Annotated in this window: 16 protein-coding genes; all 16 read left to right on the top strand. The window is 70.4% G+C overall.

Going from position 1 to position 16,577, the window contains the following annotated elements:
• Window positions 1–87 precede the first annotated feature (87 nt).
• The 16 genes from BMY61_RS39370 to BMY61_RS39445 all read left to right on the top strand — a co-directional run bounded on the left by BMY61_RS39370 (window position 88) and on the right by BMY61_RS39445 (window position 16,450).
• On the top strand, window positions 88–627 hold the full coding sequence (locus BMY61_RS39370; RefSeq protein ID WP_042453008.1) for a LemA family protein: 540 nt from the start codon (window positions 88–90) through the stop codon (window positions 625–627).
• 236 nt (window positions 628–863) lie between these two features.
• Window positions 864–2,711, top strand: coding sequence for an ABC transporter substrate-binding protein (locus tag BMY61_RS39375; protein WP_052439042.1), 1,848 nt, complete (start codon window positions 864–866; stop codon window positions 2,709–2,711).
• Window positions 2,712–2,842: 131 nt separating this feature from the next.
• Window positions 2,843–3,886 carry an ABC transporter ATP-binding protein gene (locus tag BMY61_RS39380; protein WP_042453011.1) on the top strand — a complete coding sequence of 348 codons (1,044 nt, stop codon included), beginning with the start codon at window positions 2,843–2,845 and terminating at the stop codon, window positions 3,884–3,886.
• A complete protein-coding gene (locus tag BMY61_RS39385) occupies window positions 3,883–4,956 on the top strand; it encodes an ABC transporter ATP-binding protein (RefSeq protein WP_042453013.1) in 1,074 nt (357 codons plus the stop codon). The genes BMY61_RS39380 and BMY61_RS39385 overlap by 4 nt, the downstream gene beginning before the upstream one ends.
• Window positions 4,953–5,957, top strand: coding sequence for an ABC transporter permease (locus tag BMY61_RS39390; RefSeq protein ID WP_082015303.1), 1,005 nt, complete (start codon window positions 4,953–4,955; stop codon window positions 5,955–5,957). Before BMY61_RS39385 ends, BMY61_RS39390 begins: the two co-directional genes overlap by 4 nt.
• A gap of 15 nt (window positions 5,958–5,972) precedes the next feature.
• On the top strand, window positions 5,973–6,932 hold the full coding sequence (locus tag BMY61_RS39395; RefSeq protein WP_042453016.1) for an ABC transporter permease: 960 nt from the start codon (window positions 5,973–5,975) through the stop codon (window positions 6,930–6,932).
• Window positions 6,933–7,075: 143 nt separating this feature from the next.
• Window positions 7,076–7,990, top strand: a complete 915-nt coding sequence (gene pdxS, locus BMY61_RS39400) for a pyridoxal 5'-phosphate synthase lyase subunit PdxS (protein WP_042453020.1) — start codon at window positions 7,076–7,078, stop codon at window positions 7,988–7,990.
• Between the two features lie 98 nt (window positions 7,991–8,088).
• Window positions 8,089–8,718: a pyridoxal 5'-phosphate synthase glutaminase subunit PdxT gene (pdxT, locus tag BMY61_RS39405; protein ID WP_042453023.1), complete on the top strand. Its 630-nt coding sequence runs from the start codon at window positions 8,089–8,091 to the stop codon at window positions 8,716–8,718.
• Between the two features lie 70 nt (window positions 8,719–8,788).
• On the top strand, window positions 8,789–9,550 hold the full coding sequence (locus BMY61_RS39410; RefSeq protein WP_042453026.1) for a YebC/PmpR family DNA-binding transcriptional regulator: 762 nt from the start codon (window positions 8,789–8,791) through the stop codon (window positions 9,548–9,550).
• A gap of 309 nt (window positions 9,551–9,859) precedes the next feature.
• Window positions 9,860–10,384: a crossover junction endodeoxyribonuclease RuvC gene (gene ruvC / locus BMY61_RS39415; RefSeq protein WP_042453029.1), complete on the top strand. Its 525-nt coding sequence runs from the start codon at window positions 9,860–9,862 to the stop codon at window positions 10,382–10,384.
• On the top strand, window positions 10,381–10,995 hold the full coding sequence (ruvA, locus tag BMY61_RS39420) for a Holliday junction branch migration protein RuvA (protein ID WP_042453032.1): 615 nt from the start codon (window positions 10,381–10,383) through the stop codon (window positions 10,993–10,995). The genes ruvC and ruvA overlap by 4 nt, the downstream gene beginning before the upstream one ends.
• Before the next feature lie 33 nt (window positions 10,996–11,028).
• Complete coding sequence (gene ruvB / locus BMY61_RS39425; protein WP_042453035.1) at window positions 11,029–12,099, top strand: Holliday junction branch migration DNA helicase RuvB; 1,071 nt, start codon at window positions 11,029–11,031, stop codon at window positions 12,097–12,099.
• A 195-nt stretch (window positions 12,100–12,294) separates the two neighbouring features.
• Window positions 12,295–12,771, top strand: a complete 477-nt coding sequence (gene yajC / locus BMY61_RS39430) for a preprotein translocase subunit YajC (RefSeq protein WP_052439043.1) — start codon at window positions 12,295–12,297, stop codon at window positions 12,769–12,771.
• Between the two features lie 146 nt (window positions 12,772–12,917).
• Window positions 12,918–14,756, top strand: a complete 1,839-nt coding sequence (secD, locus tag BMY61_RS39435; protein WP_042453038.1) for a protein translocase subunit SecD — start codon at window positions 12,918–12,920, stop codon at window positions 14,754–14,756.
• A gap of 4 nt (window positions 14,757–14,760) precedes the next feature.
• Entirely contained in the window at window positions 14,761–15,879 is a 1,119-nt protein-coding gene (secF, locus tag BMY61_RS39440; RefSeq protein ID WP_042453040.1) for a protein translocase subunit SecF, read from the top strand.
• A 25-nt stretch (window positions 15,880–15,904) separates the two neighbouring features.
• Window positions 15,905–16,450: an adenine phosphoribosyltransferase gene (locus tag BMY61_RS39445; RefSeq protein ID WP_042453044.1), complete on the top strand. Its 546-nt coding sequence runs from the start codon at window positions 15,905–15,907 to the stop codon at window positions 16,448–16,450.
• Window positions 16,451–16,577 lie beyond the last annotated feature (127 nt).

Genomic DNA, 16,577 nt, shown 5'->3' on the forward strand with positions numbered 1-16,577 from the left:
CTTGTCGCGCCGTTCCTCGCGCCCCTGGAACGTGCAACTCGCCCGGTGAGCGAAGCCCCAACCGTGCTCCCGATAGGGTCACACCCTGTGAGCACATGGATCTGGATCGCCGTCGTCGTGATCGCCTTCGGGCTGTACCTGAGCTGGACCGCCGGGCGGCTCGACCGGCTGCACGCGCGGATCGACGCGGCGCGCGCCGCGCTCGACGCGCAACTCCTGCGGCGCGCCTCGGGCGCGTTGGAGTTGGCGACCTCGACGCTGCTCGACCCGGCCGCGTCGATCCTGCTCTACCAGGCCGCGCACGCGGCCCGCACCGCGCAGGACGAGGAGCGGGAGGTCGCGGAGAGCGACCTCTCGCAGGCGCTGCGCGCCGTCTTCGCGGAGCAGGAGCAGGTGACCGAGCTCGCCGCGCTGCCCGGTGGCGCGGACGCGCTGGGGGAGCTCGGCGAGGCCGCCCGGCGGGTGCCGATGGCTCGTCGGTTCCACAACGACTCGGTGCGCGCGGCGCGCGCCGTGCGTCGGCACCGGATCGTGCGACTGTTCCGGTTGGCTGGTCGCGCACCGTTCCCGCTGGCCTTCGAGATGGACGACGAGCCGCCACGCACCCTGGAGGCAGTCCGCACCTGACGGGGTGACAGACGGCCGCGATCTGATAACACGATGATTGCGATGACGTCCGCGTGGTGGACAGAAAGTCCCATCGCCCGGAGATTACTGACGGTGCCTCACCCGGCATCGCGACGTCGTGGATCCTGAGCGGAGCCCCGGTCGTGGGACGGTTCCGCACGCCCCGACCCGCATCCCGCTCCCACGGCGCCACTTGTGCATCGAACGTCCGAAATCGATCGCAGGAGGCGCTCCACATGCCACGTACCACGCACAGAACCAGAACCCTCGCGCTGGGCGCCGTGCTGACGAGCGTCGCGCTCGCAGCCGCCGGCTGCACCAGTGGGAGCAGCCCCAAGCCCGGGGGCCAGAACAGCCCCGGGACCAGCGCCGACGCGGCCAACGTCAACGGCGGGGGCACGCCCGTGAAGGGCGGCACGCTCAAGCTTCTCGGCAACAGCGACGTCGACCACCTCGACACCGCGAGCGCCTACTACTCGGTCTCCTACGTGATCGAACGCGCCTACGCCCGCCAGCTGTTCACCTATCCGGCCGCCACCGACCCGAACAAGGTCAACGCGGTCGTGCCGGACCTGGCGACGGAGCTGCCGACCGCCGCCAACGGCGGCATCAGCGCGGACGGCCTGACCTACACCATCCACCTGCGCCAGGGCCCGATGTGGAACACCACGCCGGCCCGTGCGGTCACCGCGCAGGACGAGGTGCTCGGGATGAAGCGCCTGTGCAACCCCACCCAGAACTCGGTGGGCGCGCCCAGCTACTACGAGGGTGTCATCAAGGGCTTCTCGGAGTACTGCGCCGGGTTCGCGAAGGTCAAGCAGACGATCCCGGACATGAAGGCCTACATCACCGGCCACGACATCTCCGGCGTCACGGCCGTCGACGCGAACACCGTCCGGTTCACGCTGGTCAAGCCGGCGAGCGACTTCCTCAACATCCTGGCGATGCCGTTCTCCTCGCCCGCGCCGGTCGAGTACCTGAACTACATGCCGGACGACGCGAACTTCCGCCAGCACACGATCTCCGACGGGCCGTACCAGATCACCTCGTACACCCCCTCCCAGTCGATCAAGCTGGACCGCAACCCCGCCTGGACCAAGGCCGCCGACCCGGTCCGGGACGCCTACGTGGACCACATCCAGGTCACCGAGGGCCCGGACGAGGCGGCCGTGCAGCAGCAGATCCAGGCCGGCACCGCGGACATGGAGTGGGACACCAGCGTGCCCACCGCCTCGATCCCGGCGCTGCGGGCCACCAAGGACCCGCGCCTGGGCATCTACACCTCGGGCATCAGCAACCCGTTCCTGATCTTCAACTTCCAGAGCCCGAACAACGGCGGCGCGCTGGCCAAGCCGGCCGTGCGCCAGGCGCTGGAGTACGCCATCGACAAGGTGGCGATCGGTCAGATCTACGGCGGTCCCTCGCTGAACACGCCGCTCGACCAGACCCTGCCGCCCGGCAGCCTCGGCTACCAGCAGATGGACCCGTACGCGACCCCGGGCAGCAAGGGCGACGCGGCCAAGTGCAAGTCGATGCTGGCCGCCGCCGGTTACCCGAACGGCCTGCAGCTGACCGACCTGGTCCGTAACGCCGGCAAGCACCCGGCCGTCGCGCAGTCCGTCCAGACGGACCTGAAGGCCTGTGGCGTCACCGTCACGCTCGACCCGGTCCCGCAGGGTGACTACTACGGCAAGTACCTGGGCGTGCCGGCCATCGCCAAGGCGGGCAAGTGGGACATCAGCGAGCCCGGCTGGATCCCGGACTGGTTCGGCAACAACGGCCGCTCCACCATCGAGCCGCTCTTCGACGGCCGCACCTACGGCCCCGGCGCCACCGACTGGGGCGACGTCAACGACGCGCAGGTCAACGCCCTGATCGACCAGGCTCTCGCCGCCTCCGACGAGACCACCGCGGCCGGGTTCTGGCACCAGGCCGACCAGCGGCTGATGGCCATCGCGGCGATCGTCCCGTTCGAGTCGCAGAGCACCCCGGTGTTCCGCTCCGACCGGGTCCACAACGCGATCTTCGAGCCGTTCTCGCAGCAGTACGACGTCAACGAGATCTGGCTGTCGCCGAACAGCTGACGGCTGACCGCTGACGTCACAGCCGGTCATGGCCCGTACCACCCCGCCCGGCGCGGTGAACCCGCGCCGGGCGGGTCCGGCATCCCCGTCCGGCTCCCGACCCGGGGCCGGCCATTCAGCTGCGAGGCACGATGAGCCTTCTCGAGGTCTCCGACCTCCGCGTCTCCTTCCGCACGACCGACGGTGAGGTCCAGGCCGTGCGCGGGGTCTCCTTCGACCTCGAACCCGGGCGCACGCTCGGGATCGTCGGCGAGTCCGGTTCGGGCAAGAGCGTCTGCACCCAGACGCTGCTCGGACTGACCACCGGGGCCAGAGTCACCGGTTCCGCCCGGTTCGAGGGCGAGGATCTGTTGACCATGGGCGAGGACGCGCTGCGCCAGGTGCGCGGCGCCCGCATCGCCGCCATCTTCCAGGACCCGCTCTCCAGCCTGCACCCGCTCTACCGGGTCGGCTGGCAGATCGTCGAGATGATCCGGGCCCACGAGCCCGTCAGCCGCGCGGTCGCCCGGCGACGCGCGATCGAGCTGCTCGGCGCGGTGGGCATTCCGCACCCCGCGCAGCGCATCGACGACTACCCGCACCAGTTCTCCGGCGGTATGCGCCAACGCGCGCTGATCGCCATGGCGTTGGCGCTCGACCCCAGGCTGGTCATCGCCGACGAGCCGACCACGGCGCTCGACGCCACCGTGCAGGCGCAGATCCTGGACCTGTTGCTGCGACTGCAGCAGGAGAACGGGATGGCGCTGATCATGATCACGCACGACCTGGGGGTGATCGCCGGTCTGGCCGACGAGGTGCTGGTGATGTACGCGGGCCGGATCGCCGAGCGCGCGGACCGCCGCGGCCTCTACTACCGGGCCCACCACCCCTACACCAACGGACTGTTGGAGTCGATCCCGGCCTCCAGCGGGGCCGGCGCGCGGCTGCGGCCGATCCCGGGGCAGCCGCCGAGCCTGATCCGGCTGCCGTCCGGCTGTGCCTTCCACCCGCGCTGCGCGTTCGCGATGGACCGCTGCCGCAACGAACAGCCCGAGCTGGCCGCCGTCGAGGAGGACTCGCGGCACCGCTCCGCCTGCTGGCTGCCGTCCCACCTGCTGGGCACCAACGAGCAGGTCAAACAGGAGCGCGAGGCGGCGAGCGCCGCCGGCCGCGTGGTGGAGGAGGGCGTCGCATGAGTGACGACACGCGTGCGAACGAGAGCGGTGAGGCGCTGATCGAGGTCCGCGCCGCGGTCAAGCACTTCCCGATCAAGCAGGGAGTGATCGTCAAGCGCGAGGTCGGCCGGGTCCACGCCGTCGAGGGCGTGAGCCTCGCCGTGCGCCGCGGCGAGACGCTGGGCCTGGTCGGCGAGACCGGCTGCGGCAAGTCGACCCTGGCGCGCTGCGTCACCCGGCTGCACCAGCTGACGTCGGGTCAGATCCTTTTCGAGGGACAGGACATCACCGGTCTGAGCCGGTCGCAGGTGCGGCCCTACCGGCGCCGGATGCAGATGATCTTCCAGGATCCCTACGGCTCGCTCAACCCGCGCCGCCGGGTCGGCTCGATCATCGGCGACCCCTTCGCCATCCACGGCGAGGGCGAGCGCGACGAGCGCAAGCCCAAGGTGCAGGAGCTGATGGAGCTGGTCGGGCTCAATCCCGAGCACTACAACCGGTTCCCGGCCGAGTTCTCCGGGGGGCAACGTCAACGCATCGGTGTGGCGAGGGCGCTGGCGCTCAAGCCGAGTCTGATCGTGGCCGACGAGCCGGTCTCCGCGCTCGACGTCTCGATCCAGGCGCAGATCATCAACCTGCTGGACGACCTGCAGCAGGAGTTCGGCCTCACCTACCTGTTCATCAGCCACGACCTGTCCGTGGTGCGGCACGTCAGCGACCGGATCGCGGTCATGTACCTGGGGCAGGTCGTCGAGCTGGCCGACTCCGAGGAGCTGCACGGCCGTCCGCGGCACCCGTACACCAACGCGCTGCTCTCCGCGGCCTCCGTAGCCGACCCGGACCAGGCGGCGGCACGGCAGCGGATCGTGCTCACCGGCGACGTGCCCTCGCCCGTCGCGCCGCCCTCCGGCTGCCGGTTCCATCCGCGCTGCCCCAAGGCGCAGCAGATCTGCGTCGAGCAGGTCCCGGCCCTCAAGGCCCGTTCCGGTGACCCCGACACCCACCTGACGGCCTGCCACTTCCCGGTCGAACCCGGCGAGGACCTCACCCGGGTGACCGCGACGATCCCCGAGGAGGAGCGCGCCGAATGAGTGCCGACATGACCGCCGACAGCGGCGCGGGCCCCGCCGACACCGTCGACGCCGCCCGGTCCACAGCCCCGGCCGGTGGCGGCACGTCCGCCGCCGAACCGTCGTCCGGCGCCATCGAGGGGCGCAGCCCCTGGCAGCTGGCCTGGCTGCTGCTGCGCAGGGACAAGGCCGCGATGATCTCGCTCGGGTTCATCGTCTTCATCTCGCTGGTCGCGGCGCTGGCGCCGCTGCTCGCCCACCTGATCGGCTACGGGCCCACCGACCAGGACCGCACCAACGGCATCACCGTGGACGGCCTGCCCGTCGGGCCCAGCTCCGCCCACTGGTTCGGCACCGACAACCTCGGCCGCGACATCCTGGTCCGGGTCATCTACGGCACCCAGGTCTCGCTGCTGGTCGGCGTCGCCTCCACGCTGCTCGCCGTCGCCATGGGCGTCCTGGTCGGCCTCGCCGCCGGCTACTTCGGCTCCGTCGTCGACACCGTGCTGTCCCGGGCCATGGACGTGGTGCTCTCCTTCCCGTTCCTGCTCTTCGCCATCGCCCTGGTCTCCATCTACGGCAGCGGGCTCGGCATCTCCGTCTTCGTCATCGCGTTCTTCACCTGGGCCGCCGTCGGCCGCATCGTGCGCGGCCAGACACTCTCGATCCGGGAGAAGGAGTACATCGAGGCAGCCCGCTCGCTCGGCGCCGGCGACCTGCGGATCATGTTCGTCGACGTCCTCCCCAACCTGCTGGCCCCGGTGATCGTCTACACGACGCTGCTGATCCCGATCGCCATCGTCTTCGAGGCGACGCTCTCCTTCCTCGGGCTCGGCGTCGTGCCACCCACCCCCACCTGGGGGAACATGCTGAGCGACTCGCAGGACTTCTACCAGGTCGCCTGGTGGTTCCCGTTCTTCCCCGGCCTGGCGCTGCTGCTCACCACGCTGGCCTTCAACCTGCTCGGCGACGGGGTGCGCGACGCGCTCGACCCGCGCGCCGGGCGTCTGTTCCAGGACTGACCGGGAGACTCGACGATGCTGCGGTTCCTCCTCCGACGGCTGCTCTCCGGAGTCCTCGTGCTCTGGCTGATCAGCGTCTTCACCTTCGGGCTCTTCTTCGTGGCCCCCACCGACGTGCCCCGGCTGATCTGTGGCCGGCTGTGCACCCAGGTCCAGATCGACCTCATCACCAAACAGCTCGGACTCGACCAGCCGATCCTGGTGCAGTACTGGCACTTCCTGGAGCGGCTCTTCCACGGCGACCTCGGGTACTCGTACTACAACTCCGAGTCGGTCAACACGCTCATCGCCTCGGCGCTGCCGGTCACCATCTCGCTGGCGATCGGCGCGGCGGTGCTCTGGCTGGTCGGCGGCGTCAGCATCGGCGTCGTGTCGGCCGTCAAACCGCGCAGCTTCCTGGACCGCTCCGGCACGATCCTCGCGCTGATCGGGCTCTCGATGCCCTCGTTCCTCATCGGCATCCTGCTGCTGTACTTCCTGTTCTTCCTGCTCACCACGCACGGGATGGCCTGGTTCCCGCCGTCGGGATACGTCTCCATCAGCAGTGACCCGCTGGAGTGGGCGCACCATCTGGTGCTGCCGTGGTGTGCGCTCGCCTTCATCACCGCCGCCACCTACATCCGGCTCACCCGCAACCAGATGCTGGAGGTGCTCGGCGAGGACTACATCCGCACCGCCAAGTCCAAGGGCATCGCGCGACGCCGGGTGACCGTGCGGCACGCGCTGCGCGCCGCGCTCACACCGGTGGTCACCCAGTTCGGCATCGACCTGGCCACGCTGCTCGGCGGCGCGATCGTGACCGAGCAGATCTTCGGCCTTCCCGGCCTCGGCCGGCTCGCGGTCACCTCGGTGATCCGTCAGGACCAGCCCGTCGTGATCGCGACGGTGCTTCTCGCGGCGGTCTTCATCGTGCTGGCCAACATCGTGGTGGACCTGCTCTACGCGGTGCTGGACCCGCGGGTCCGGTTGACCTGAGCGGGCGGCCGGACGCCGCTCGGAGTGCTACGGAGTGGCACATCGAGTGGCGTCCGGCTGGACCGGGTGGAGCATCGGATAAGGTCGTTACACGCCTACCATTGGCTTATCGCACCGAATCCGCGTCTTCAGTGAGGTCATTCGTGTCCACCAACACCACTCCCACCTCCGGCCAGCCTGCGGTCGGCACCGCCCGCGTCAAGCGTGGCATGGCCGAGCAGCTCAAGGGCGGTGTGATCATGGACGTGGTCAACGCCGAGCAGGCGAAGATCGCCGAGGATGCGGGTGCCGTGGCCGTCATGGCCCTGGAGCGCGTCCCCGCCGACATCCGCAAGGACGGCGGCGTCGCGCGCATGTCCGACCCGAACATGATCGAAGAGATCATCAACGCGGTGTCGATCCCGGTCATGGCCAAGTCCCGCATCGGCCACTTCGTCGAGGCCCAGGTGCTGCAGGCCCTCGGCGTCGACTACATCGACGAGTCCGAGGTGCTGACCCCGGCCGACGAGGTGAACCACTCCGACAAGTTCGCCTTCACCACCCCCTTCGTCTGCGGCGCCACCAACCTGGGCGAGGCCCTGCGCCGCATCGCCGAGGGTGCGGCCATGATCCGCTCCAAGGGCGAGGCCGGCACCGGCAACGTCGTCGAGGCCGTCCGCCACCTGCGCCAGATCAAGGGCGAGATCGCCAAGCTGCGCGGCTACGACAACAACGAGCTGTACGCCGCCGCCAAGGAGCTGCGCGCCCCGTACGAGCTCGTCGCCGAGGTCGCCGAGCTGGGCAAGCTCCCCGTCGTGCTCTTCTCCGCCGGTGGCGTGGCCACCCCGGCCGACGCCGCGCTGATGCGCCAGCTGGGCGCCGAGGGCGTCTTCGTCGGCTCCGGCATCTTCAAGTCCGGCGACCCGGCCAAGCGCGCCGCCGCCATCGTGAAGGCCACCACCTTCTACGACGACCCGAAGATCATCGCGGACGCCTCCCGCAACCTGGGCGAGGCCATGGTCGGCATCAACTGCGACACCCTGCCGGAGACCGAGCGCTACGCCAACCGCGGCTGGTAATCCCTCCGGTTCTCGCGCGGTAGCCCCGACCCCGGCTGGGGTCGGGGCTCCTCCCGTTCGTCCTTTCGTCTGTGAACGTCTGTTGAAGAGGTCCTCCCGTGTCGTCCAGCTCCACTCCCGTCATCGGTGTCCTCGCCCTCCAGGGTGACGTGCGCGAGCACCTGATCGCGCTGGCCGAGGCCGACGCGCTCGCCCGCCCGGTCCGCCGCCCCGAGGAGCTGGCCGAGGTCGACGCCATCGTCATCCCCGGCGGCGAGTCCACCACCATGTCCAAGCTCGCACTGCTCTTCGGCGTGATGGAGCCGCTGCGCGCCCGCGTCGCGGCGGGCATGCCCGTCTACGGCACCTGCGCCGGCATGATCATGCTCGCGGACAAGATCCTCGACGGCCGCGACGACCAGGAGACGGTCGGCGGCATCGACATGGTCGTCCGCCGCAACGCCTTCGGCCGCCAGAACGAGTCCTTCGAGCAGGGCGTGGCCTTCACCGGCCTGGAGGAGGGTGGCGACGTGCACGGCGTCTTCATCCGCGCCCCCTGGGTCGAGTCCGTCGGTGCCGACGTCGAGGTGCTGGCGTCGCTGCGCGCGGGCACGCCCGACGAGCACATCGTGGCGGTCCGTCAGGGCAACCTGCTCGCCACCTCGTTCCACCCGGAACTGACCGGCGACCACCGCGTGCACGCCTACTTCGTGGACATGGTCCGCGCCGCCGGCTCGCACAACAGGTGATCTGCCTGGTGACGGTAGGATCTCATCCGTTCGTTCACTTCCACCTGGTGCTGTTTTAAGGAGCAACTCGATGTCCGGCCACTCCAAGTGGGCTACCACCAAGCACAAGAAGGCCGTCATCGACGCGAAGCGCGGCAAGCTCTTCGCCAAGATGATCAAGAACATCGAGGTGGCGGCCCGCACCGGTGGTGGAGACCCCGCCGGTAACCCGACCCTCTACGACGCCATCCAGAAGGCGAAGAAGAGCTCGGTCCCGATCGACAACATCAACCGCGCCGTCAAGCGCGGCTCCGGCGCGGAGGCCGGCGGCGCCGACTACGCGACCATCATGTACGAGGGCTACGGCCCGAACGGCGTGGCGGTCCTGATCGAGTGCCTCACCGACAACCGCAACCGCGCCGCGTCCGACGTCCGCGTCGCGATGACCCGCAACGGCGGCTCCATGGCCGACCCGGGCTCGGTGTCGTACATGTTCTCCCGCAAGGGCGTCATCGTGGTCCCGAAGGCCGACAAGGTCGACGAGGACACGATCATGGAGGTCACCCTCGAGGTGGGCGCGGAGGAGGTCAACGACCTCGGCGACAGCTTCGAGATCCAGACCGAGGCGTCCGACATGGTCGCGGTCCGCACGGCCCTCCAGGAGGCCGGCATCGACTACGACTCGGCCGAGGCGAACTTCGTCCCCTCCGTCCAGGTCGAGCTGGACGCGGACGGCGCCCGCAAGATCTTCAAGCTGATCGACGCACTCGAGGACAGCGACGACGTCCAGAACGTCTTCGCCAACTTCGACCTCTCCCCCGAGGTCGAGGCGGAGCTCGACGCCGAGGACTGAGCGTTCCGCTCCCGCCTGTGGTTGCACCTCCAGGGGCGCGGGGCTGTGACACGTGCGGCTCCGCCGCGTGGGCGCGACCGGGTCAGTGATACTCCCGCCTGTGGTTGCACCTCCAGGGGCGCGAGGAACTGCGCGACAAGCCACCCTGTGTGGCGGGTCGCCGAGCGAGCAGGGCCATCCGCACAGGGTGGTTGCTCGCGCAGCTCCTCGCGCCTTGTCGGCTGCTCGCGCCCATGCGGCGGAGCCGCAAATCGGTAGAGCCTCGCGCCCCTCGGTGGTTCTGTCAGTGCAAGCCGATAACCTGCGGGCATGCGTGTTCTCGGGGTGGATCCAGGCTTGACCCGCTGTGGTGTCGGCGTCGTCGACGGCGCGCCCGGGCGGCCGCTGACGATGGTCGCCTGCGGCGTCGTGCGGACCCCCGCCGAGGAGGACGTGCCGCTGCGGCTGCTGAAGATCGAGCAGGGGATCGAGGAGTGGCTCGATGCCCACGCGCCGGACCTCGTCGCCATCGAGCGGGTCTTCGCCCAGCACAACGTCCGCACCGTGATGGGCACCGCCCAGGCCAGCGCCGTCGCCATGCTGTGTGCGACGCGCCGGGGCATACCCGTCACCCTGCACACGCCCAGCGAGGTGAAAGCCGCCGTCTCCGGCTCCGGCAGGGCCGAGAAGGCGCAGGTGGGGGCCATGGTCACGCGCATCCTGCGGCTCGACGCCCCGCCCAGGCCCGCCGACGCCGCCGACGCGCTCGCGCTCGCCATCTGTCACATCTGGCGCGGGACCGCCAACAACAGGATCGCCGCCGCCCTCAGTCGCGCCAGGGAGCCCCGCCCGTGATCGCCTTCGTCAGCGGCCCGGTGGCCGCACTCACGCCCGCCGGTGCCGTCATCCAGGTCGGCGGCGTGGGCATGCTCGTGCACTGCTCGCCGGGCACCCTCGCCCGCCTGCACCTGGGGGAGGAGGCGCGGCTCGCGACCTCCCTCGTGGTCCGCGAGGACTCCCTCACCCTCTACGGCTTCGCCGACGACGACGAGCGGCAGACCTTCGAGCTGTTGCAGACCGCCAGCGGGGTCGGCCCCAAGGTCGCGCAGGCGATGCTCGCCGTGCACAGCCCGGAGGCGCTGCGCGTCGCCGTGGCCCGGGGGGACGCGAAGGCGCTGACCGCCGTGCCGGGGATCGGGCCGAAGGGGGCCCAGAAGCTGCTGATCGAGCTCAAGGACCGCCTCGGGGCGCCGACGGGCGCCGTGCCCGCGCAGCACGCCGCGGTCGCCGCCGCGCCCGCGCCGTGGCACGAGCAGCTGCACGCCGCGCTGGTCGGCCTCGGCTTCGCCCCGCGCGAGGCCGAGGAGGCCGTCGTCGCGGTCACGCCCGAGGCGGAGGCCATGGAGAAGCCGAACGTCTCCGTGCTGCTGCGCACCGCACTGCAGAGCCGCAACCGCACCCGCTGACCGTAGCCGACGCACCCGAGGAGCCGAGAGAGCATGTACGACGACGCCGCTGCCGACCGCCTGGTCACCGCCGCCGCGGACGGCGAGGACCGGGCCGTCGAGGCGGCGCTGCGCCCGCGCGACCTGGACGAGTTCATCGGCCAGGAGCGGGTGCGCGAGCAGCTCTCGCTCGTGCTCCAGGCGGCCCGGCGCCGTGGCGCCTCGCCCGACCACGTGCTGCTCTCCGGCCCGCCCGGGCTCGGCAAGACGACGCTGTCGATGATCATCGCGGCCGAGATGGGCGCGCCCATCCGGATCACCTCCGGCCCGGCCATCCAGCACGCGGGGGACCTGGCCGCGATCCTCTCCTCGCTCACCGAGGGCGAGATCCTCTTCCTCGACGAGATCCACCGTCTCTCCCGGCCCGCCGAGGAGATGCTCTACATGGCGATGGAGGACTTCCGCGTCGACGTCATCGTCGGCAAGGGCCCCGGCGCCACCGCCATCCCGCTGGAGCTGCCGCCGTTCACCCTGGTCGGGGCGACGACGCGGGCCGGCCTGCTGCCCCCGCCGCTGCGCGACCGCTTCGGGTTCACCGGCCACATGGAGTTCTACGCGCCCGAGGAGCTGGAGCGGGTCATCCACCGCTCGGCCCGGCTGCTGGCCGTCGAGATCGACCCGAAGGGCGCCGCCGAGATCGCCCGTCGCTCGCGCGGCACCCCGCGTATCGCCAACCGGCTGCTGCGCCGCGTGCGCGACTACGCGCAGGTGCGGCACGACGGGCTGGTCACGCCCGAGATCGCGGACGCGGCACTCGCCGTCTACGAGGTCGACCCGCGCGGTCTGGACCGCCTGGACCGGGCCGTGCTGCACGCCCTGCTGAAGCTCTTCGGCGGCGGCCCGGTGGGCCTGTCCACGCTGGCCGTCGCGGTGGGGGAGGAGGCCGAGACGGTCGAGGAGGTGGCGGAACCCTTCCTGGTCAGGGAGGGCCTGCTGGCCCGCACGCCGCGCGGCCGGATCGCCACCGCGGCCGCCTGGGCGCACCTGGGGCTCACGCCCCCGCCCCAGGCGGGAGGCCTCGCCGTTCCCCAGCAGGCCGAGCTCTTCACCCCGCCGGAGGCCTGAGCCAGAGGGCTCCTGCGGGCCCCGAACACGTCAAGTCCGTCACGTCACTCGCCATTCGCCTCACTCGGATGACATGCTGGACGTTGTTGTACTGGGCGCGGTCCCCTAGACTCCGCCCGCTCCCGCCCTCATGTGGCGGGCCCGATCACCGACCGGCCGCTGCTCCCCTTGCGGCCTCGCAAAGGACTGTCAGCCGTGGGTAACCCGCTCTTCTTCATGGTCATCGTCATGGCCGGCCTCATGTTCGTGACGATGCGTAGCAACAAGAAGCGCCAGTCGCAGGCGCAGGAGATGCGCAACCGTCTGGAGCCGGGCGCGGGCGTGCGCACCATCGGGGGCATGTACGCGCTGGTCAAGGACGTGACCAACGAGGCCGTCGAGCTCGAGGTCGCGCCGGGCGTCTTCGCCCTGTACTCGAAGCAGGCCATCGCCCAGGTCATGGACCCGGTCGAGTACAACCGCATCGTCCACGGCGAGGAGCCGGAGACGGACGAGGCCACCGACGAGGACGGCGCCGCTGACGAGGCCGCCGAGACCGCCGTCGAGGACGCCGCTCCGGCCGAGGCGAAGGCCGAGGACGAGGCCGCTGTCGAGTCCGCCATCGACCCCGAGGCGCTGGCCGAGAAGGTCGACGCCAAGGTGGGTAGCGACAAGGACGCTTCCGCCAAGTAGCCTTTCGCGCTACGGAACCCGGTCGGTCGTGAGCGAGCGGCCGGGCCCAAGGACCGCTGCGTCGTGGCCGAGCCGCCCCCTGTCCGCCGGTACCCCGGTGTGGGCGTCTTGACCTGCCCACGGCATGGACAGAGAGAATCGAGAAGGTGGCATCACCCAAGTCCCGTCCCCGTGACGGATACCCGGGGCGTGCGCTGAGCCTGATCCTGGTGGTCATGGTCGCTCTCGTGGCGATCATGTTCGGGACCGGCAACACCAAGCCCCGCCTCGGCATCGACCTCGCCGGTGGCTCCAGTGTGACGCTGAAGGCCACGTCGCCCGACCCCGCGGCGATCAACCCGGCGAACATGGCGATCGCCTCCGCGATCATGCTCGATCGCGTGAACGGGACCGGTGTGACCGAGTCGACGGTCCAGGTTCAGGGGAATGACGAGATCGTCATCAACATCCCCAAGGGCACCAACTCGACCACCATCGCGAACGAGCTGGCCCAGACCGCCAAGCTCTACTTCCGACCGGTCCTGGCCGAGGTGCAGCAGGCCAACGCGTCCGCACTGCCGAAGAGCAGCGCCTCGCCGTCCGCCTCCTCGACCGGTGGCGCCAAGCCGTCCGCCTCGTCGAGCGCCTCCGAGAAGCCGAAGGCGTCGGGCACCGGCGCGGCTGCCTCGCCGAGCGCCAGCAAGTCCCAGGGTGACGCGATCACCCAGGACCTGAAGGCCAGCCCGTCCGCCTCGGCGCACGCGTCCGGCTCGGCCACCGCCAAGGCCTCCTCCTCCGCGGTTGCCGCGGCGGGCAGCCCGAAGGCGACCGCCACCCCCTCCGCCACCGGCGCCGTCTCCGGCCAGGTCGGTGGCACCGTGCCGGCCGCGCTCCAGACCGCGTTCACCAAGGCCGACTGCACCACGACCACCGGCCGCGCCGCCGTGCAGAACGCGGCCAACGCGGCGGCCGAGACGGACCAGGTCGTCGCCTGCTCCAAGGACGCCAACAGCGGCATCTGGACCAAGTACGCGCTGGACAAGGTCGCCGTCAACGGCACCGCGATCAGCAAGGCCGCAGCGAACCTGAGCACGCAGACCGGGCAGTGGGAGGTCGACCTCTCCTTCAACTCCGCGGGTGCGAGCCAGTTCGCCAACATCACCGGTCAGCTGGCCAAGAACCAGACCCCGACCAACGAGTTCGCCATCCAGCTCGACGGTGAGGTCCAGTCCTCGCCGTACGTCAGCTCGGCCATCACCGGCGGCCAGGCGACGATCTCGGGCAGCTTCGACCAGGCGAGCGCCAGCTCCCTGGCCAACGTGCTCAGCTACGGCTCGCTGCCGCTGAACTTCGAGCGGCTGGAGGTCGTCACCGTCTCGCCCGAGCTCGGCAGCAGCCAGCTCACCGCGGGTCTGATCGCCGGCCTCATCGGCATGGTCCTGGTCGTGCTCTACTGCCTGGCCTACTACCGCGGCCTCGGCCTGGTGGCCGTCGCCTCGCTGGCCGTCTCCGCGATCCTCACCTGGTCGCTGATGTCGCTGCTCGGTGGCGCGATCGGGTTCGCGCTGAACCTGCCGGCCGTCTGTGGCGCCATCGTCGCCATCGGTATCACCGCGGACTCGTTCGTCGTCTACTTCGAGCGCATCCGTGACGAGCTGCGCGAGGGCGCGTCGCTGCGCCCGGCCGTCCGCAACGCCTGGCCGCGCGCCCGTCGTACGATCCTGGTGTCGGACTTCGTGTCCTTCCTGGCCGCGGCGGTGCTGTACTTCTTCACCGTCGGCAAGGTGCAGGGCTTCGCGTTCACGCTGGGCCTGACCACCGCGCTCGACGTCGTCGTGGTCTTCCTCTTCACGAAGCCGCTGATGACCCTGCTCGCCCGCCGGAAGTTCTTCAACTCCGGCCACCCGTGGTCCGGGCTCTCGCCCGAGCGCCTCGGCGTCCGCAACCCGCTCCGCGACAGCCGCAACTCGCGCCGTCCGGCCCACACCGCCGGCAAGGAGGCCTGACCCGATGTCTCGCTTCGGCAATATCGGCCACCGCCTCTACACCGGCGAGGTCAGCTTCGACTTCGTCGGACGGCGCAGGCTGTGGACGATCATCTCGGGCGTCATCCTGGTCGCCGCGATCTTCGGCCTCACGGTCCGTGGCCTGAACCTCGGTATCGAGTTCAAGGGCGGTGACATCTACACGATCACCAAGCCCGGGGTCACCGTCTCCCAGGCGCAGAAGGCCGCGAACGACCTGACGGGCGACAGCTCCTCGCTGGTGCAGACGGCGAGCAGCAGCAACGGCCAGCAGATCCTGATCCAGATCAGCTCGGCCGAGAAGGTCGACCCGACCAAGGGTCAGGCTGCGCTGACGCAGTCCCTGGGTCTGTCGCAGAACCAGATCTCGACGCAGTCGCTCAGCGCCAGCTGGGGCCACGACATCAGCCAGAAGGCCCTCTACGGTCTGATCGCCTTCATGGTGCTGGTGACCGCCTACCTCGCCTTCGCCTTCGAGTGGCGGCTCGCGGTCGGCGCGCTGGTCGCGCTGCTGCACGACCTGGTGATCACCGTCGGCGTCTACGCCCTGGTCGGCTTCGAGGTCACCTCGGGCACGGTCATCGGCTTCCTGACGATCCTCGGGTACTCGCTCTACGACACCGTCGTCGTCTTCGACGGTCTCAAGGCGGCGACGAACAAGCTCACCAAGCAGAACAAGATGACCTACAGCGACGCCGCCAACGCCTCGCTGAACAGCACCCTGGTCCGCTCGATCAACACCTCGGTGCTGGCCCTGCTGCCGGTCGCCGCGCTGCTGTTCATCGGTGGCGGCCTGCTCGGCGCGGGTGTCCTCAACGACATCTCGCTGGCGCTGTTCATCGGTCTGACCGCCGGTGCCTACTCCTCGATCTGTGTGGCCACCCCGATGGTCGCCTGGCTCCAGGAGAAGCGTCCGGAGTACATGGAGCTGGCCCGCAAGGTGAAGCAGCGCCGCGCGGCCGAGGCCAAGGCGGCGGCCGAGGGTCGCACGCTGGAGGACGAGGTCCCGCAGGAGGTCACCGTCCCGGCGCCGACCGGCGGCCCGCGCAACCAGCCCGTCAACCGCACCCGCAACGAGCGCCGGTCCTCCGGCGGGCGTCGCTGACACCCCTCGAGGAGAACCGCACCGCATGAGCAGCACCGACCTGGCCGGCCTGCTGGCCGCCAAGATCCGCGACGTCCCGGACTACCCGAAGCCCGGCGTGGTCTTCAAGGACATTGCACCGCTGCTCGCCGACGCCGAGGCGTTCGCCGCGCTGGTCGACCACCTCGCGGCGCGCGCCAAGGCGCTGGGCGCCTCCAAGATCGTCGGTCTGGAGGCGCGCGGCTTCATCCTCGCCGCTCCGGCGGCGTACGCCGCCGGAGCGGGCTTCGTGCCCGTCCGCAAGGAGGGCAAGCTTCCGGGCGACTGCTACCGGGAGGCCTACGACCTCGAGTACGGCTCCGCGGTCATCGAGGTCCAGACGGACGCGTTCCTCCCGGGGGAGCGGGTCCTCGTCGTCGACGACGTCCTGGCGACCGGCGGGACGGTCGAGGCGGCGCTGTCGCTCATCGCGCGAGCGGGAGCGGAGCTGGCGGGCGTCGAGGTCCTGATGGAGCTGGGCTTCCTCGACGGAAGGGCGCGCCTGGCACCTCTGCTGGGCGACGCTCCGCTGGAGACCGTCATTTCCATCTGAGAGACGTTGCACCCTCCAGGGGCGCGGGGAACTGCGCGAGCAACCACTCTGAGCGGATGGCCCTGCGCGTCGGGGACCGTCTGCCCGTCAGTGGCTTGTCGCGCGGTTCCCCGCGCCCCTGGTGGTT

The organism is Streptacidiphilus jiangxiensis (assembly GCF_900109465.1).
Taxonomy (GTDB): Bacteria; Actinomycetota; Actinomycetes; order Streptomycetales; family Streptomycetaceae; genus Streptacidiphilus; species Streptacidiphilus jiangxiensis.